Source organism: Algoriphagus sp. AGSA1 (assembly GCF_021390545.1).
Taxonomy (GTDB): Bacteria; Bacteroidota; Bacteroidia; order Cytophagales; family Cyclobacteriaceae; genus Algoriphagus.
Window position 1 is genome coordinate 97,325 of record NZ_JAJUWR010000016.1, and the last position, 19,402, is coordinate 116,726.

The following is a 19,402-nucleotide window of genomic DNA, read 5'->3' on the forward strand; positions in this document are numbered from 1 at the left end:
AGTGATAAAACTTGTATTATCTATAAGTTTTCAGCTTTCTGCTGTTAGCCTTCAGAATTCGCCTCAACCCACTTCCTCGCGTTCACAAATGCCTCCATCCATGGCGTAAAGTCATCCTTGCGATCAGCAGGATAATGCGCCCAGTTCCAAGGTTTTAGGCTTCGTTCGATATGTGGCATAATAGCCAAGTGACGTCCGTCTGCGGAAGCGATACCTGCGGTAGCATGATCGGAACCGTTTGGATTGCCTGGATAAGCCTCGTAGCTATACTTCATCGCGAAGTTGTAGTCGCTTTCTGCTTGAGGTAGATGGAATTTTCCTTCCCCATGTGCTACCCATACGCCTAGTCGCTGACCGCTAAGCGAACCCAACATCACAGAATTATTTTCAGGGATGGTTACGTTCACGAAAGTAGATTCAAACTTATGGGATGCATTGTGAAGCATCTTTGGTTTGTCAGCATGATCAGGAGTGACCAAGCCCAATTCTACCATCAGCTGGCAACCGTTACATACGCCCAAACTCAAGGTGTCAGGTCTTGCGTAGAAGTTGTCCAGCGCCTGCTTCGCTTTTGGATTATAAAGGAAGGCACCTGCCCAGCCTTTGGCCGAACCCAGTACATCGGAGTTGGAGAATCCACCTACGAAGACGATTAGCTGCACATCTTCCAGGTTTTCACGACCTGCGATCAGATCGGTCATGTGAATGTCCTTCACTTCAAAACCTGCCAACCAAAGTGAGTAAGCCATCTCACGATCGCCATTCACCCCTTTTTCACGGATGATCGCTGCTTTCGCCTTGCCTTTTGTAGTTCTGAATGGATCAAGCCCGGCTGCAGCAAAATCACCTTTCCAGCCATCTGAAAACTCATAAGCCAAGGGCTGGTTTTTATAGTTGTCAAAGCGGTCTTTTGCCAGTTGCTCTCCGCTTTGCTTTCTGTCCAATAAATAAGAAGATCTGAACCATACATCACGAAGTTCAGTGATATCCAGCGTGAGGTCTTTGCCTGCAAATTCAATAGTTCCGGAATCAGTGACTTTCGCCAGCTCTACATAATCCACGTCAGCTTCTACCAATAAGGCTTCCACTGCATGATCATCTGCTACCTGAATCAGGATACCCGGATTCTCTGCAAACAATGCTTTAATTGTATCTGGCTCATGCAGACGGTCCAGTTTTACTTTCAAGCCAATGTTCTGCACTGGGAAACACATTTCCAATAAAGCAGTGATCAATCCTCCGGAAGAGATATCGTGACCTGCCATTATCCAAGTCTGATCGATCAGGTCCTGTACGGCTGTAAATGCCTTGGCAAAATACTGCGGGTCTTTGACGTCCGGGGTTTCTGTTCCGACCTTGTTCAGCGCCTGATAGAAGCTGGAACCGGCAAGTTTGAACTCATCCTTAGAGAAATCTATGTAGAGAATTCTACTTCCCTTGATAGGTTTCAGGGCAGTTTTTACTGTTTTCTGCACGTCAGAACATTCACCCACGGAGGAGATAATCACCGTTCCCGGAGAGTACACCGTTTTTCCGTCAGGGTATTTCTGAGTCATGGAAAGGGAGTCTTTTCCCGTAGGGATATTGACACCCAAGTCTATGGCAAACTTGGAAACGGCCTCGACTGCTCTATATAGTCTATCGTTTTCGCCTTTGTTTTTTGCGGGCCACATCCAGTTGGCAGAAAGGGAAATTCCCTGCAAGCCGTCCTGAATATGTGCAAAAATCAAGTTGGTCATCGCCTCAGCTATCGCCAATCGGCTACCTGCTTCTGGATTTGCCAAAGCTGCCACCGGTGCATGTCCGATGGAAGTTGCGATGCCTTTATTTCCGGTGAAGTCAAGCGCCATTACAGCAACGTCATTCAGCGGAAGTTGGATCTCACCTACGGTCTGCTGCGTAGCCACACGACCCGTCACGGATCTATCTACTTTATTGGTCAACCAATCCTTACAAGCCACTGCTTCCAGCTGAAGTACTTCTCGCACATAGGCTTGGATCAGGTCAGCTTCGTAGTTTGCTTCCGCAAAAGTTGCGTTGGTTGTATCGTCTTCCAAAATGGTTTTAGGCGAAGAACCGAACATGTAGCTCAGGTTCCAGTCCACAGGTTTTTCACCTGTTTTGCCATTTTCAAATTTGAAATGCATATCTCCGGTCGTCTCACCCACCACATAGAATGGCGCACGCTCCCGATCCGAGATCTGATGTAAGGTGTCCACGTCCGCTTTGCCGATTACCAATCCCATACGCTCCTGGGATTCGTTTCCGATGATTTCCTTGGCAGAAAGGGTAGGATCTCCCACCGGCAATTTGTCGATGTGGATTGTTCCCCCGGCATCTTCCACCAATTCAGAAAGGCAGTTCAAATGTCCGCCGGCTCCGTGATCGTGGATAGAAATGATTGGGTTGTTTTCGCTCTCGGCCATGGCGCGGATCACATTGGAAACCCGCTTTTGCATCTCAGGATTGGATCGCTGAATGGCATTAAGCTCGATTGCGTTGGAAAGCTCACCGGTATTCAAAGAAGAAACCGCCGAACCGCCCATTCCGATTCTATAGTTGTCGCCGCCCATGATCACAATCTGATCCCCGGCTTTTGGTGCGTCTTTTTTCGTGTAGTTGGCATTGGTGAAGCCCACGCCGCCAGCCAGCATGATTACTTTATCAAAGCCGTGGTGCTTGCCGTCTTCCTCATGCTCAAAAGTCAACAAAGATCCGGAAATCAGCGGTTGACCGAATTTATTTCCAAAATCAGAAGCTCCGTTGGAAGCTTTGATCAGGATATCCATAGGCGTTTGGTATAGCCAAGGACGTTCTTCCAGTTTGCTTTCCCAGGATCTTCCTTTTTCAGATCTAGGATAAGAAGTCATATATACCGCCGTCCCTGCCAAAGGAATGGAGGCGGTACCACCAGCCATACGGTCTCTGATTTCTCCACCAGCTCCGGTTGCGGCGCCGTTGAAAGGCTCCACGGTAGTTGGGAAGTTATGTGTTTCAGCTTTTAGGGAAATAACCGTGTCGATCTCACGGGTTTCGAAGAAGTCCGCCTGATGTGCTGTTTTCGGTGCGAATTGCTGTGCTTTTGGTCCGCCTACAAAGGCCACGTTGTCCTTGTAAGCCGAAGCGATCCGGTTGGGATGCGCTTTGGAAGTTTCTTTGATGAGTTGAAAAAGTGTCTGTGGCTTTTCTACTCCGTCTATAATAAAAGTACCGTTGAAAATCTTGTGTCGGCAATGCTCTGAGTTCACCTGGGAAAATCCGAAAACCTCAGAATCCGTCAGTGGACGGGCCAGTTGCTTGGCTACATTGTCCAAGTAATCCACTTCTACCTGGCTTAGTGCCAATCCGTGTTCGGTATTATAGGCAGCGATATCGTGGATTTCCACGATCGCTTCCGGCTGCAGGTGGATGTCAAAAATCTCCTGATCCAGCCCTTCAAAAGCATGCTGAAGCATGGGGTCGATCTGATCTCCTTCGTTGAGGGGAAAAAACTCCTCGATACGGATCACGCCGGGGATTCCCATGTTTGCGGTGATTTCCACCGCGTTGGTTGACCATGGGGTGATCATTTCCTTGCGGGGGCCTGAGTATTTGCCGGAAATTGAAGGGCTGCTGATGGCTGTAGCCCCACCAAAAAGCCAAGTCAGCTTTTCTAGGTCTTCGGGCGCGAAAGGTTGTGGGGATTGTACAGCGTAAACGGTTTTTTGAGGGGATTCAAAGAAGAAAATCATGTCCTTTGGCTGGTAAGCTGCAAAGGTACGGAATTGAGCGTTAGATTGAAAGATTGGAAAATGAAATAACTTGTCCGCCGTGGCGGATTGGAAAATTTGGTAATGATGTCTAGCGCAAGACTTCAGTCTTGTGCTTATGATAATGCAGTCTTCAGACTGCTGTGGTTATATAAATTTACGATTACTGAAAGGCAGTCTGAAGACTGCAATATTTTGGGTCCAAGTCATGAGACTTGAACCAGACTGTGCTGGAATTGGCGCAAGTCTTCAGACTTGAACCAGACCCGTCATGAGACTTGAGCCAGATTGCCTAATTTTTTAACCAATCCATGAAAAAACATTTCACTTTTAAGTAACTTACTAGTAGTGACCTAATGACTTTTTAAATGAGCAGAAAATACAAAATCAGAGATCAGGAGAGACTTTACTTCGTGACTTTTACTATTGTAGAATGGATAGATCTATTCACCCGAAAACACTACAGAGATATTCTGATAGGTTCTTTAAAATACTGCCAAAACAACAAAGGCTTGGACTTATGTGCCTTTTGCATCATGTCAAGCCATATTCATTTGATCATTGGCAGAAATAGTGAGCCGACAATTGAGGCAATTAACCGGGATTTCAAGAAATACACTTCAATAGAAATACTTAAACCTATCCAGACAAGCCAAGATGAAAGCAGAAAAGAGTTTTTGCTTGATCACTTTAGGAAAGCTGGAGCAAAGAACCCAAACAACGCTAATTTTCAATTATGGCAGCAGCATAATCATCCTATTGAGCTAAATACAAGCGAAAGGATCAGTAGATGCCTCAATTACATTCACCAGAATCCGGTGGTCGCCGGATTGGTTTATTCAGCGGAGGATTATGTTTATAGCAGTGTTTCCAACTATGCAGGATTACCGGAAAAGATGATTGATGTGCTTTTGATTGAATAGGCTACTGATTTTTTCCTCCGGTTAAGTGCAGTCGGGAGACTGCAGCAAGTTAAGTCCAAGTCGTGAGACTTGAACTAGAGCATCCAGCGCAGTTGGCGCAAGTCTTCAGACTTGTGTCTATTCTAATGCAGTCTTCAGACTGCTATGGTTTGCAATTGAAATAGAAGTCGGGAGAGTGGTTTACTAATAGGCAGTCTGAAGACTGCAATATTTTGGGTCCAAGTCTGAAGACTTGAACCAGACGTAGACTTCATTATCGAGGGTTCAAGTCATGAGACTTGAACCAGTGATGGGGTTATTAGTTTTTAACTCAGAACCCCATACCAAGCTTGTTGATCCAATTTTCAAGACTCGGATATTTTTCAACACTCATTTAGATGTTTATTTTGCGAAAAGTACCATTTTTTGGTGCTGTTCGCAAAACAATTCACTCAAGGATTTATTCATGAGACAAGAATCTTGAAACTGGTACACGAAATGCTGAACTTGTAAGAAAGAGGCTGTCTCGTAACTCATAATTGTCACATTGAGCGAAGTCGAATCAATGAAATTGTCTAAATCGAACTGATACATAAAAATTCAAAAGCCCACAAATCGTAAGATTTGCAGGCTTGTGATATAGGTTGTTAACCTATTTGTCGGGGTGACAGGATTTGAACCTGCGACCTCACGCCCCCCAGACGTGTACGCTAACCGGACTGCGCTACACCCCGAGTGAATGCGAAAATAGTAATTTGGTTTTTACTTGAAAACTCATTGCCTGGTTTTTTTGAAAAACCTTAGTTGGCGCAAGTCTCATGACTTGTGCCTTGCTAAATGCAGTCTTCAGACTGCTATGTTGTGAAATTGAAATAGAAGTAAGGAGACTTCATTATCGTGGGCAGCAGCCTGCTGTGGTTATATAAATCTATGATCATTGAAAGGCAGTCTGAAGACTGCAATATCTTGGGTCCAAGTCATGAGACTTGAACCAGACTTAGTGTCGGCTCTTAAATCTAATGTCTTGAATCTAATATCTTATCCTTCCACTCCACTTAATATTCCAAAAAATCACCAGTATGTTCATTTTCGCACGTTTTTGTGCATTATTTTTCTGTTAACACCGAATATTGTTCGTTTTTGATACGCAGGAAACTTTTGACAGGCTAAAAGTTTCTGTAATTTTGCATCGGAAAATTTCAGAAGTTATGATTAAATGAGGGAAAAGATTTTACAGGTAGCCAGTGAGCAATTTAGCCAATATGGCATACGGGCTATTACCATGGAGGATATAGCACGCTTGGCAGGGATTTCAAAAAAGACCATTTACCAAGAATTTATGGACAAAAAGCAGCTCGTCAAGGAGGCTTTTTCTGTGGCTTTGAAAGAAGATCAAAAAACTATCAAAAGGATAATGGAAGGGGAGGACGGAGTCATTGAGCATTTGGTTCATATGTCCAAAATGGTAAAAGAACGCTTGGCCACTTTAAATCCAATGGTCTTGCTGGAAATCCAAAAGTATTTTCCCGAAGTGTGGAATATGTTTAATGAGTTTAAAGATGAAATTATTGTGACAGATATCGTCAACGTAATTGAAAAAGGCAAGAGGCTTGGCTACTTTCGTCCTGAACTCAACGCGAAAATTCTGGCAAATATGAGGATTGAACAAATCAGATATGCGATGAACCCGACAAACTTTGATAGAACGGATTACAGTCTTGCCACTCTTCATGTTGAGATGTTGGATCATTTCTTACATGGGATTTTTACAGAAAAAGGGAGGAAAGCCTATTTGGATAAAGTAACCCGGATCAGCGAGTCCAAGTAATGGAATGCCTAATAAAAAGATAATTAAAGAGAATAAGATCATTTTTAGATAACATCATGCTTAAACAGAAGATTTATATAGTGCTTATACTCGTCCTAGGCTTAACCGGATGGGAAGCTATAGCGCAGGAAGCTCCACCTAGGGAGACTTTAGAGCTTAATTTTAAAGAGACTCTGGAGTTTGCCTTGGAAAACAATGTAGATGCGAAAAATGCAAGACTGGAAGTCTTGGTCTCGCAGACTACGGTGAAGGAAGAGACAGCGGCTGGATTACCACAGGTAAACGGGTCATTTTCATTTAATCATAATCCTATGGTGCAAGTGATGTTTGTGCCGAATGAAGGTCCTTTTGCTGATCCTGATAATCCTTCTGATGTAATTCCTCTTCGTTTTGGTGTGGCTAACACCAGCAGTTTGGGGGTGACGGTCACCCAGATGATTTTTGACGGGTCTTTCTTTATCGGATTGAGAGCAGCCAAGACCTATAAGTCCCTCACGGAGTTTGATCGGATCAAGGTGGAAAACGATGTGATCGAAAATGTGAAAAAGGCATATTTCGGCGTATTGGTCAATGCAGAGCGAATCAAACTCTCGGAATCAAACCTGGCTAGGATAGATTCTCTGCTGGAGGAGACCACTGCGATGTATGAGGCTGGATTCTCCGAGAAAATCGACGTTTCTAGGATCAAGGTGCAGCGAAACAATACCTTCTCCCAGTATGAACGTAGCAAAACTGCCTATGAGGTATCCAAGCAACTCCTGAAAATCCAGATGGGACTGCCGGAATACTATGATATTGTCATTACAGAAACACTTCGGGAGTTGAATCCAGAGCAGGAATTGAACGAATTGCTTAGCCTGGAAGGTGTGCATCGCGTGGAAAAGGACCAGTTAAATACCAATATTGAGTTGACGGGATTGGATCTCAGAAATAACACGGCCCAGTATATGCCGACCTTGAATTTCAGCGGAAATTTCATGAGATCAGGAGCCGGAGATTCCTTTGAAACTGCCTTTGATAAAATAAACTGGTTTAGTTCGGCAATGTTAGGGGTAACCTTGAATATTCCGATTTTTGATGGTTTTTCTAAAAGTGCAAGAATCCAGCGAAACAGAATTCAGCTGAGGCAGCTGGAAAACCAGAAATTCTTATTGGATCAAAACATAGAGTTGGAGATTTTTCAAGCCAAGCAAAATCTTGCCAATGACATCAAAGTGCTGAAGGTGCAGAGAGAAAGTATGGAGCTGGCCCAAGAAGTATATGATATGTCCAAGATCAAATATAATGAGGGTGTAGGGTCAAATTTCGAAGTAGTGGAAGCAGATTCTGACCTGATCGAAGCAGAAATAAATTACCTGAGTGCCTTATACGATGGGCTCATCTCCAAAGTAGATCTGGAGAAGGCCCTGGGTATAATCCATGAAGGCTTGGATAAACCAGCTATTCCCACAAGATAATTTTACAAACCATTGATTTAAAATATATGAAGGTAGCCTATAAATTTTTACCCCTGTTCATCCTGGCTTTAGTAACCATATCCTGTGCTACTGAAGAAGGAGTAGATGCCAAAAAAGCTGAATTGGATAAGCTTAAAGCTGAGGCTCACGAAATCAACACCAAAATAAGCGAGCTTGAGGCAGAGCTGGTTCAGCTTGATCCGGAGTTTGCGAAGCAGAACCAAAAGTCCCTGCTTGTGACTACGGTGCGGGCAAAAAAAGGACAGTTTGATCACTATGTAGAAGTGACTGGGTCTGTGTTGTCGAAGAAGAACGTTATGATTAGTTCTGAGACGGCGGGAAGAATACTTGAGATCCCTGTAAATGAAGGACAACAAGTAGCTAAAGGTGCCGTTTTGGCCAGGATAGATTCTGAAAGCATCCAAAACAATATAGATGAGCTTCAGAATTCCCTGGATCTTGCGACTACCTTATTTGAAAAACAGGAGCGGCTCTGGAATCAGCAGATCGGCACAGAGGTACAGTATCTGGAAGCCAAAAACAGAAAGGAAGGGCTCGAAAGGAACCTGGCCACTGCACGGACCAATCTGGATAAGACTGTGGTAAGGGCACCGTTTTCCGGCACTATCGAGTCTGTGGAGGTGAGATTGGGGGAACTGGTCCAGCCGGGTATGTCCATGTTCCAGTTTGTGGGAGAAAGTGATTTGTTCATAGAGGCAGATATCTCGGAAAGCTATGTAGGCGTGTTGAACAAAGGGGATTCCGTGAACGTGAATTTCCCTTCTATCAACAAGGATCTGGCTACGCGGGTGTCTTCCGTAGGTGCGATTATCAATCCGGACAACAGGACATTTAAAGTGGAGGTCTTTTTACCAAATCTTCCTATGGTCAAGCCTAATATGATCTCTGTTTTGAAGATCAAGGATTATGAAAACCCGGAAGCCATAGTAATACCAAGTCATCTGATATTGAGCGACAACAGAGGGGATTATGTGTTCACTGTGGTGGACGGCAAGGCCAAAAAAACATACGTGACCAGAGGGAAGACCTTTTCTAGGGAAACAGAAATCGTATCAGGGCTTTCCGGTACAGAAACTTTGGTGGACAAGGGATTCCGTGAAGTCGGGGATAATTTCAATGTGAATATAGCTCAGCAGTAACACAATGTCGGATATTCAAAAGCAACAAAAAACAAGAGAATTTGGGCTGTCCAGTCTATCAGTGGACAATTCCACTTCTGTAGTAATCCTTACCCTGATCATTACTGTGCTTGGGCTGAGTGCTTACCGTAATATGCCTAAGGAGAGTTTTCCGGAGATAGTCATACCTACTGTCTATGTGGGCACTCCTTATCCCGGTAATTCGCCGGTGGACATGGAAAACCTTATCACCCGTCCTATAGAGAAGGAGCTGAAGTCTATCAATGATGTGAAGGATATCACGTCAACCTCAGTTCAGGATTTTTCATCTATAGTGGTGGAGTTCAATCCCGGTGTGGAAATCTCCAAGGCGATTCAGGACGTGAAGGATGCCGTGGATAAATCCAAAAGTGAGCTGCCAACAGACCTGGATCAGGATCCCAATGTACTTGAGGTGAACACTTCGGATTTCCCGATTATGAACGTGAACATATCGGGAGATTACTCTGAGGCAGAGCTGAAAAAGTTTGGGGAATACCTGGAAGATGAAATAGAGAAACTTCCTGAGATTTCTAAAGCAGACCTTGCAGGTACCGTGGAACGGGAAATACAGATCAACGCGGATCCATATAAAATGGAGTCCACAGGTGTGACCTTCAACGATATCGCCCAAGCTGTCCAGACAGAAAACGTGACTATCTCCGGGGGTAATATCCGTTCTGGAGAGTTTCAGCGTACTCTTCGGGTGGACGGAGAGTTTACCGACCCGATGGATTTGCTGGGGATCATAGTCAAGACAGATAATCAAAAAATAGTGTATTTGAGGGATGTGGCCGAGGTGAAAGACACCTATAAAGAAAGGACGAGCTACGCCCGCAGTAAAAACCTTCCGGTGGTGACGATCAATGTGGTGAAGAGGAGTGGGGAAAACCTGCTCAACGCCGCGGATAAAATCAAGGAGATCATAGACAAGACCAAGGCAAATCGCTTTCCGCCGGATCTGGAGATCAGCATCACCAATGATCAGTCCAAGGCGACTAGACTGCAAGTAAGTGATCTGGAAAACTCCATCATTTTTGGGGTGATCCTGGTCGTATTGGTTTTGATGTTCTTTTTAGGTTTTAGAAATGCGCTTTTTGTAGGGATAGCAATTCCGCTTTCCATGTTTATTTCTTTTTTGGTATTGAATGCTTTTGGCATCACCCTCAATCTGATGGTCCTTTTCTCTCTCATACTCGCCCTGGGTATGCTGGTGGATAATGGTATCGTGGTGGTGGAAAATATATACCGCTTGATGTCTGAAGGCAAAGATCCGATTCAGGCAGCTAAGGAAGGAGTAGGTGAGGTGGCTTGGCCTATCATCACTTCTACGGCCACCACACTTGCGGCATTCCTCCCTCTTGCATTCTGGAAGGATATAGTAGGAGAGTTTATGAAGTTCCTCCCTATTACACTGATCATTGTACTTTCTTCCTCTCTTTTTGTGGCATTGGTGATCAATCCCGTACTGACTGCCATGTTTATGAAAGTGGCGGATATGTCCAAAAATAAGCCAAAACGGAAGTCAATAATTGTGGCCGGGGTTTTTCTGGTGTTGTCCGCCATATTTTATCTTGTAGGAGCAACAGGCTTTGGTACCTTGATGCTTGTGGGCTGTTTGCTTACCATATTTAACGTCTTTGTATTAAGAAAAGCCATCCGGTGGTTTCAGATGGTGTTTTTGGTGAATCTTGAAAATGGCTATGAATCATTGCTCAAGTTAGCCCTTTCAAAAAGGAATCCTTATCTCTTCTTTGGGGGTACTTTTCTGCTTTTGGTTTTTTCCTTGGTTTTGTTGGGGATAAGAGCCCCAAAAGTCCTGTTTTTCCCGGATAACCAGCCTCAATTGGTGAATGTGTTTATTGAGTTTCCTATTGGAACTGATATAGAAGCCACCAATGATTTTGTAAAGGGGATGGAAAGTGAGCTGATGGATGCATTGGATGATTATGAAAACATTCTGGAATCCGTGATTACCCAAGTGGGCGAAGGGACTGGCGATCCTATGGAAGGGCCAAGTAACCAGCCTACTCCCCACAAGGCAAAGATCACCATCGGATTTGTGGATTACATTGATAGACAAGGGATCAATACCAATGGGGCTATGGAAGCAATCCGTCAGCTGGTGGATAAATATCCAGGTGTGCTGATAACTGTGGACAAGGAGCGAAATGGTCCTCCTACAGGCCGGGCTGTCAACCTGGAGTTTGTAGGGGAGGATTATGAGCAACTGATAGCCTTTGTCAATAGAACCAGAGAATATCTGGTCAACCAAAATATAGCCGGTATAGAAGAATTGAAATCCGATCTGTCGCTCGGTAATCCAGAGGTGATTTTCGATATTGACCGTGAGAAGGCAAGAAGATTTGGCTTATCCACCTCTGAGATAGCTACTGATTTAAGGACGGCATTGTTTGGACTGGAAGTGTCTAAATATAAAGAAGGAGAGGATGATTATCCTATCCAGCTTAGGTTGCAGGAAAATTATCGTTATGATATTAACACACTGGTAAACAAAAAAATCGGCTTTAGGGATAAATTTGGAACCAAGCGGGAAGTGCCTATATCAGCAGTAGCTGACATTAAATATGGCTCTACTTATGGTTCGGTCAAAAGAAAGGATCTGGAAAAGGCGATTACGGTTTATTCCAATGTGCTTGATGGCTATAATCCTACGGAAGTGAACGCGAAAATCCAGCAATCGCTGCAATCCTGGGAGGTTCCTGATGGTATTTCCGTGAAATACACAGGAGAACAGGAAGAGCAGCAGAAATCCATGGAATTCCTCATGGGAGCATTGGGCATAGCCGTTTCATTGATCTTCCTGATCATTGTAGCACAGTTTAATTCCGTGACTACTCCTTTCATTATTATGGCATCTGTGATTCTGAGTACTATTGGGGTATTCTTGGGTCTGGTGATTTTCAACATGGACTTTGTTGTGATCATGACAGGGATCGGGATTATTTCACTTGCCGGAGTTGTTGTAAACAATGCGATCGTATTGATTGATTATACCAATCTGGTAAGGTCAAGAAAGAGAGATGAACTGGGCTTGGGGCCAAAGGAAAGGCTGGAGTATCCAATATTAGTGTCAAGTATAGTAGAGTCAGGCAAGACCAGGCTACGACCTGTGCTGCTGACGGCTATCACTACTGTACTTGGGCTTATCCCCTTGGCGATAGGCATGAATATTAACTTTGGAACATTACTCAGCTCGTTTGATCCCCAGTTTTATGTAGGTGGGGATAATGCGGCATTTTGGGGACCTATGGCCTGGACGGTAATATTTGGGCTAACCTTTGCTACCTTCCTTACGTTAGTCATCGTACCAGTCATGTATTTGTTGGCAGATAAACTCTCATTGAGAATCAGCAAACTTAAATCTTGATTGGATTAAGGTTGGTGGTTTTTTTTGATAAAACCTCCGAGGCTATGTCTCGGAGGTTTTTTATGTTTTGGGTGTCAAAATTATTCCCTTTCCAGCATGGAATTTGTAAGTTCGCCCTCCCAAATAGTTGAATAAAAAGATGGAAGAACCAAAGTGGTATGTAATGTACACCGCCTCAAGATCTGAAAAGAAAGTGGCAGATCGCCTAGTGGAAAAAGGACTGGAAGTGTACTTGCCTATGATAGAGGAGTTGAGGCAGTGGTCTGACAGGAAAAAGAAAGTAAAACGCGCCATGTTTAACGGGTACGTGTTTGTGAAGACAATCCGTAACCAGCTTTGGGAATGCCTGCAGGTGCCGGGAGCAGTGAAATTTGTTCATTTTTCCGGTCAACATGCCACGGTCCGTGAAGAGGACTTGGAGATCATCAAGAGGATAGTAGATACCGGGGTAAGCGTGGAGTCCGATGGCTCTACGATAGATCCCGGACAGAAAGTAAAGGTAATCGGAGGTCCCCTTCAGCACATGACGGGTGAGGTGATAGAGAAGGGAAATCAGGATTATTTCTTGATCAGAATTCCAGGGATCTACCAGAATCTGCTGATTTCTGTCCCTAGAAAATTTTTAGAAGTCACAGCTTGATTTTTTTCTTCCCTGTACATGTGATCCCTCTAACTATGGGGCAGATCTATCACACAACAGAAAACGCTTGAGTTGTACTTGAAGTACACCGCAGGTAATCACGGAAAAGTTGTGATGTCAGTAAGTCCTATCGCTTAAACTCGCTGAAAAAGTACCGTCTATAAACTATTTGAGCCTGTAGGAGATGGTCTCCAAACTTATTGAAGCCTACATTTCCGTCAATGTTATCTGTGAACGTTGCCAATAAAGTTCCCTCCAGTGCGAGATCAGAATAAGCACCTAGAGTATAAGTTACAGCTCCCCGGACGGGAACATACCCTGTAGTTATTTGCTCACGGGTTGGTGCCTCCTCTTTGCTAAAGGATTTAGTCTGCTTTGTACTCGTGTGCATTACTCCTAGTCCCAAGCCCACATAAAAGTTGAACATGCTTCTGTTCATGTGGTTAGCAAATGGGATCAGATACATACTTGGCATCACATCAAAATAATAAGCAGTGCCTATAGCTGTGAACGAAGAGCTGTGGGCTGCCCACATATTCCTGGTTTCCGTGCTTGGATTACCCCCACTTGAAATCCGTTGGACACCACCGGTGGCCCTTATTTCATATCGGTCTGTGAGTCTTTTGGTCAAGGAGGCGGAGACAGATGGCCTATACTCAAAGTTAAGAGATCTGTACTGTCCACCATTATCCATATAGGCTATGGAAGGCCCCACTCCAATGCTGAAGATATTGTCCCTGGGTTGTTTTTCTTTGTAGAAATTCTGGGCGGACATAGTCATACTTACAAATAAGAGAAAGACCGCTGTAGCAAACTTGATGATTCTTGACATAACGTGTAATCCTAAACAGGGAAATATACCTTAGGGCAGGACCTAATTGCAAATTTGACAACAAATATGCCAATGCTCAGTATTAAATTATATTTGTTAACAGGGCAATGTATGAATTGACCACTTCACGCTGCAAGTTCAGGCTTCTTCAAAGGCCTTTTTAATATCTTCTTCAGTGGTTTTTAACTTGCCTCTGCAGGTCTTTACCAGCTCGGCGGCCTCTTTTACCAGATCTGATAGCTCGTCCACGTTTTTTTTACCTTCCTCTAGTTCTGCTAGAATGGCTTCCAGTCGGGCCATTGCCTCATTATATTTAAATTCGTTCATTTTTCCTCAATTTGTGTAATAGTGCTGCTGATTTTTGCCGTTGCCGTATAGGTAAGTAGCTGATCACCTTTCTTAACCTGGGTTAGGTGCAGTGATTTTCCTTTTACTTCCGTCCTTGTGTAGCCTCGTGCTAAAATAGCTTTAGGGTTCAACTGACGTAGCAGTGTTTCTTTGGATTCCAGGTTTTGTTTTTGATGCTGAAAAAAAGCATCCAGTTCCCGTTTCAAGTCTTTCTCAAAAGTCACCAGGCTGTTCTCCTGAATATTGAGGATGTTTTTGGCTGACAAGCGGATTCTGTTTACCGATGAATGCAATTTCTCCGCTTCCAGTTTTAGCCTGTTTTCCGCAAAGGCGCTAACCTGATGGGCTAGGTGCTGCACTTTTGCCTGTTCCCCATTTATTTTCTGTCGGGTAATCCGATCCAACCTCAGCAGAATTAGACCCAGGTTTTCTTCAAATTCCCGAAATCCAGAGAGCAGGAATTCTGCCACCGCAGTGGGGGTCTTTAGTTTGGTATGGGCGACTAAATCAGCTATACACTCGTCCCTTTCATGTCCAATACCTGTAAATATCGGTAGAGGGAAGTTCGCTATTTGGACAGAAAGCTGGTAATCATCAAAGCAGTCCAAATCCAGTTGGGCACCACCTCCACGGATAATCACCACTGCTTCTATTCCCAGTTGATCCCTGGTTTCTTCGATTTGATCTAGGCTTTTGAGTATAGAAGTTACCGCATCGTTTCCCTGCATAGTAGAGGGGAAAAGCTTATGGTAAACCCGATAATCATACACGTTATTCTCAAGTTGGTTGATGAAATCACCATAACCGGCAGCGGTAGGGCTGCTTATGATGGCGATTTTCTGGATCACAGGGGGAAGTAAATGTCTTGCGTTCAGCCTCAGTAACCCGTCCCGGGTCAGTCGGTCAATGGTTTCCTGTCGGAGCCTCGCCCTTTCCCCCAATGAAAAGGAAGGGTCTATATCTTTTATATTGACGCTAAGTCCATATACAGCGTGGAAATTCACGGTTACCTGTGCAAGGACTTTCATCCCGTTTTTTATGCTGGTTCCGGTGGTGGATTCAAATCTGGCCGCCACTGTTCTGTAGGAGAAAGACCAGAGATTGGCTTTGATTTTTGCCTGTACTGTATTTCCTTGTTTCTCTACCAACTCAAAGTAGGCATGTCCCTGGGGTGCTTTTCTGAAATCCGCGATTTCCCCAATCACCCAAATCACCGGATCCAATTCCGTTTCCAAGGCTTGTTGGATCAGCCTATTGAGTTCGGATACGGATCTGGCATTTTTCATACTTATTTTAATTTTTGATATTCGGCTTTGATCTTTTGATTCAGCTCAAGGCTGGCCCGTAGCATGGGCAGTCTTACCTGATCTTCGCATATCCCCATGTGACGGAGTAAGTTTTTGACCCCTACAGGATTACTTTCTTCATACATCAGACTGTTCAGGGGCAAGAGCGAGAAAGCTGCTTTGAGGGATTCCTCTTCTGTTCCATGACACAGTGCCTTGAATGTAGCCGGGATGGCGTTGGCCATCACTGATATGATCCCAGATCCACCTATACTGTAGAGTGCCTTGGTCATCAGATCATCCCCAGATACCAAGAGAAAGTCCTTCGGCATTTTAGCGGCAATCTGCATACATTGCTCCAGATTGCCGCTTGCCTCTTTCATCCCGATGATATTGGAGTGATCAGCAAGTGCCAGGGTGGTATCAGCTGTCATGTTCGACATAGTCCTTCCCGGGATATTGTACAATATCACAGGCACCGGGCATGCGTCCGCAATGGCTTTATAATGGGAAATGATCCCGGCTTGGCTTGGTTTGTTATAGTATGGGCTGACCGACAGAATAGCTGTGATACCTGTAAAGTCAGTAGTGGAAATATCGTTCAGCACAGCCATGGTGTTATTGCCTCCCATGCCATAGACTACCGGTACCCTGCTGTTATTGTATTCCAAAACGGCATTTAGCACCTGCTTTTTTTCAGCAGATGTTAGTGTCACCGTTTCACCTGTTGTGCCCAATACCACAAGGTAATCCACGCCACCTTCGATTACGTGATTGACAAGTCTTTTTAGACCTTCGAAATCAATCGAATAATCATCGTGAAATGGGGTGACAAGGGCGACGCCGGTTCCTTTTAGTTTATTCATGGTTATAAGGTTTGGGAGGTTAAAGATAATGGGATGAGAGGAATTGGCATTCAGTTTTTGGGAAAAAAGGGGGTATTAGTGTTGAGTCACAGTATTCAGTCGCAGAAACTTCAATTACATGAAGAGTTCTGCCCACTACGATTACGACTAAATATTGCCAAATCTACCTACCTATCATCCTCAAAAAATCTTCTTCTGAAATCAAAGGGATGCCGAGTTTTTGAGCCTTTTCCTTTTTGCTTGGCCCCATTTCCGAGCCTTCTATGATAAAGTCCAGATTTTTGGATACCGCGGAAATATACTGCCCACCGTAAGCCTGTACAGTGTCTTTAATTTCGTCCCGTTTGAAATGTTCAAGTTTGCCGCTGGCCAAAATCCTTTTTCCGGCTAATTGTTTTCCTTTTTGGGTGTTTTCATTCTGTTCGATCTCAAAATTCAACCCATGCTCCCGGAGCCGTTGTATGGTGTGTAGGTTTTCCGCTTGTGAGAAGAAATCCTGAATGCTATGCACCAAGGTTTCACCCACACCATTGATCGCCAACAATTGTTCGGAATTAGCAGCTTGGAGTTGATCAATGTTGCCAAAATGTCTGGCTAGAAGCTGTGCGGTGTTCTCTCCTATATTTCTGATTCCCAGTGCAAAAAGGACTTTTTCAAATGGCTGGTTTTTGGATGTCGCAATTCCTTCCATCATATTGGAAATCACCCCATCTTGGAAGGTGTTGGCCTTTAGTTTTTTAATGCGGTCACTGACCTCCGGGGGCAAATCCAAATTTAACTTGAGCAGAATCCCATGTACAGTGCCCTCATTTTTACTGACAGACAGTAGAGTTTCAAAATCAACCCTTCTGCCCAGCAAGATCTCCAGCACTACAGCTACTGGTACGTAATCCTCCAGTTTGGGAAGGCTATGGTCTTTAAGATTGTTGACCAGGTATCCTACCATCCCTACATTGGAAGCTGTTTTTTTCTTCCAGATGCGGATTTGTTCCTGGAATGCACGGAGTGTTTCAGCCAAAGGCAACTCAGCTTTTTCTGTTAGGAAATCACGGATTTGCTTAAAAGAAATCTGCTCCGTCAAGGCAAAAATAGCTTTTTCCAAGGTGATGTAAAGCAGTCCGTCCCCTTCGGTTTCATACTGATCCTGGGACATTTCTAAACCCAGTAACATCTCCTTTTTGCCCTCTAGCTCATAGATATCCGCATAGGTTCCAATAAACCCTTGGTCGATCAAGGCGCGTATCCGCTCAGTTCCCATAGAATCGATATCCATTGCTCGCTTATGTACAAAATGTTCTATCCTTCCCAGTACTTGAGGCGGGCAGGATGCTGTGTTTGGGCAATAGTGTTTGGCCTCGCCTTCTTTGCGTTCCAGCTCGGTGCCACATTCAGGACAGTGGGAGATGTAGGTTATCGGGCTTGCGCCGCGCTTTCTTTTATCCGGATTTACAGCGGTGATTTTAGGGATGATTTCTCCTCCTTTTTCTACAAATACGAAGTCGCCTTCATGAAGGTCCAGCCGCTCAATTTCATTGGCATTGTGGAGGGATGCGCGTTTTACGGTAGTTCCGGCCAGGCTCACTGGTGAAAGGTTGGCCACCGGAGTGATGGCCCCGGTCCTTCCTACTTGATAGGTGATGGAAAGCAGCTCCGATTCCGCACTTTCAGCTTTATATTTATATGCAATCGCCCAGCGGGGATTTTTGGCAGTAAAGCCCAGTTCCTCACGCTGGTCGTAGTTATTGACTTTCAGCACTACACCATCCGTATCCACCGGTAGTGAAAAACGCTTTTCTTTCCAATCTTCTATGTATTGGATTACTTCTTCGATGTTCTTGACTTTACGGTAGGTTTGGGATACATTGAATCCCCATTTTTCTATCAGGGAAATGGCATCAGCATGTGTCTGTACTCCTATTTCGTCGCCGAGCAATTGATAAAAATAGCAGTTCAGGCGACGCTTTGCCACTACTGATGAATCCTGCATTTTAAGCGTTCCGGAAGCGGCATTCCGGGGATTGGCTAGCAAAGCATCACCTGCTTCCTCACGTTCGGCATTGATTTTCAGAAACTCTTTCAGAGGCAAAAAGATCTCTCCTCGCACTTCGAATCGGGCAGGCACACCATCCCCTTGGATGTGCAGGGGGATATTTCGGATGGTACGTACATTGGCAGTGACATCATCGCCCCGGTATCCATCCCCTCGGGTCACGGCCCTTACAAATCTGCCGTTTTCATAGACAAGGCTTATCGCCACTCCGTCGAATTTCATCTCGCAGAAATATTCGTAATCCGTATGTCCAAGCCCCTTTGCTACTCGTTCATCAAAAGACAAAAGTTCTTCCTTGGAGTAGGTATTCCCCAAAGAAAGCATGCGGGTGCTGTGCAGTACAGTTTGAAAGTCTTTGGTGATTGTACCACCCACACGTTGGCTAGGACTGTCAGGATCCAGTAGATCAGGAAAGGCTGTTTCCAGCTGTATCAATTCCTCCAGTAGCTTATCGAACTCAAAATCGGATATTTCTGGATTGCTTTCCTGGTAATAGAGGTTGTTGTGATGGTTGATTTCCTTGCTTAGCTGTGCAATTCTCTTTTCTGCTTCCTGTGGGTTCATGTCTTTGTAGAAAAATTAGGGCTGGTAAAAATAATAGATACTTGCCGCAAAGTCACAGAGATCGCCAAGAAAGGGGGATGGAATGTTGAAAGAAGCTTGAGGTAAAAACAACTTTGAGAATTTGAACTTTCTTCCGTCTTCCGTCTCCCATCTCCTGTCTTCCTCTATTTTTTCTGGTTTATCCTCCCAATATTTTAAACCTTTGTCGCTCCAATTCCCGGAATCTACATGCCAAAAAAAGCGAATATTGAAAGTAAAATCCTTGATGTAGCCTATAAACTTTTTCTCCAGAAAGGCTATCGTCATACCAC

The 19,402-nt window shown here is 44.4% G+C and carries 13 protein-coding genes and 1 tRNA gene; 6 read left to right on the forward strand and 8 right to left on the reverse strand.

Features of this window, described 5'->3' with window-relative positions; translation table 11 throughout:
- Window positions 1-44: 44 nt before the first annotated feature.
- Window positions 45-3,731, reverse strand: a complete 3,687-nt coding sequence (gene purL, locus LZF95_RS14285; RefSeq protein WP_233755771.1) for a phosphoribosylformylglycinamidine synthase — start codon at window positions 3,729-3,731, stop codon at window positions 45-47.
- Window positions 3,732-4,117: 386 nt separating this feature from the next.
- On the opposite strand from purL, the gene LZF95_RS14290 reads away from it, so the two are divergent.
- Entirely contained in the window at window positions 4,118-4,672 is a 555-nt protein-coding gene (locus tag LZF95_RS14290; protein ID WP_233755772.1) for a transposase, read from the forward strand.
- A 638-nt stretch (window positions 4,673-5,310) separates the two neighbouring features.
- On the opposite strand, the gene LZF95_RS14295 is transcribed toward LZF95_RS14290, so the two are convergent.
- Window positions 5,311-5,385 (reverse strand) — tRNA-Pro (locus LZF95_RS14295).
- A 482-nt stretch (window positions 5,386-5,867) separates the two neighbouring features.
- Between LZF95_RS14295 and LZF95_RS14300 the strand changes: the two genes are divergently transcribed.
- From LZF95_RS14300 to LZF95_RS14320, 5 genes are all read left to right on the forward strand, one after another.
- Entirely contained in the window at window positions 5,868-6,479 is a 612-nt protein-coding gene (locus LZF95_RS14300; RefSeq protein WP_233755773.1) for a TetR/AcrR family transcriptional regulator, read from the forward strand.
- A 56-nt stretch (window positions 6,480-6,535) separates the two neighbouring features.
- On the forward strand, window positions 6,536-7,936 hold the full coding sequence (locus tag LZF95_RS14305; RefSeq protein ID WP_233755774.1) for a TolC family protein: 1,401 nt from the start codon (window positions 6,536-6,538) through the stop codon (window positions 7,934-7,936).
- A gap of 26 nt (window positions 7,937-7,962) precedes the next feature.
- A complete protein-coding gene (locus LZF95_RS14310; RefSeq protein WP_233755775.1) occupies window positions 7,963-9,096 on the forward strand; it encodes an efflux RND transporter periplasmic adaptor subunit in 1,134 nt (377 codons plus the stop codon).
- Between the two features lie 4 nt (window positions 9,097-9,100).
- Window positions 9,101-12,505, forward strand: a complete 3,405-nt coding sequence (locus tag LZF95_RS14315; RefSeq protein ID WP_233755776.1) for an efflux RND transporter permease subunit — start codon at window positions 9,101-9,103, stop codon at window positions 12,503-12,505.
- A gap of 139 nt (window positions 12,506-12,644) precedes the next feature.
- A complete protein-coding gene (locus tag LZF95_RS14320; protein WP_233755777.1) occupies window positions 12,645-13,145 on the forward strand; it encodes a UpxY family transcription antiterminator in 501 nt (166 codons plus the stop codon).
- A 127-nt stretch (window positions 13,146-13,272) separates the two neighbouring features.
- On the opposite strand, the gene LZF95_RS14325 is transcribed toward LZF95_RS14320, so the two are convergent.
- The 6 genes from LZF95_RS14325 to LZF95_RS14350 form a co-directional block, all read right to left on the reverse strand.
- Window positions 13,273-13,977 carry a hypothetical protein gene (locus tag LZF95_RS14325; protein ID WP_233755778.1) on the reverse strand — a complete coding sequence of 235 codons (705 nt, stop codon included), beginning with the start codon at window positions 13,975-13,977 and terminating at the stop codon, window positions 13,273-13,275.
- Between the two features lie 138 nt (window positions 13,978-14,115).
- A complete protein-coding gene (gene xseB, locus LZF95_RS14330) occupies window positions 14,116-14,304 on the reverse strand; it encodes an exodeoxyribonuclease VII small subunit (protein WP_233755779.1) in 189 nt (62 codons plus the stop codon).
- Window positions 14,301-15,611 (reverse strand): exodeoxyribonuclease VII large subunit, encoded by a 1,311-nt coding sequence (gene xseA / locus LZF95_RS14335; protein ID WP_233755780.1) that lies wholly within the window; start codon window positions 15,609-15,611, stop codon window positions 14,301-14,303. Before xseA ends, xseB begins: the two co-directional genes overlap by 4 nt.
- Before the next feature lie 2 nt (window positions 15,612-15,613).
- Window positions 15,614-16,477: a 4-hydroxy-tetrahydrodipicolinate synthase gene (dapA, locus tag LZF95_RS14340; RefSeq protein ID WP_233755781.1), complete on the reverse strand. Its 864-nt coding sequence runs from the start codon at window positions 16,475-16,477 to the stop codon at window positions 15,614-15,616.
- Between the two features lie 163 nt (window positions 16,478-16,640).
- The gene (ligA, locus tag LZF95_RS14345; RefSeq protein WP_233755782.1) at window positions 16,641-19,091 is read right to left on the reverse strand and encodes an NAD-dependent DNA ligase LigA; all 2,451 of its coding nucleotides are present in this window, start codon (window positions 19,089-19,091) and stop codon (window positions 16,641-16,643) included.
- A gap of 15 nt (window positions 19,092-19,106) precedes the next feature.
- Window positions 19,107-19,397, reverse strand: a complete 291-nt coding sequence (locus tag LZF95_RS14350; RefSeq protein WP_233755820.1) for a hypothetical protein — start codon at window positions 19,395-19,397, stop codon at window positions 19,107-19,109.
- Window positions 19,398-19,402: the final 5 nt, after the last annotated feature.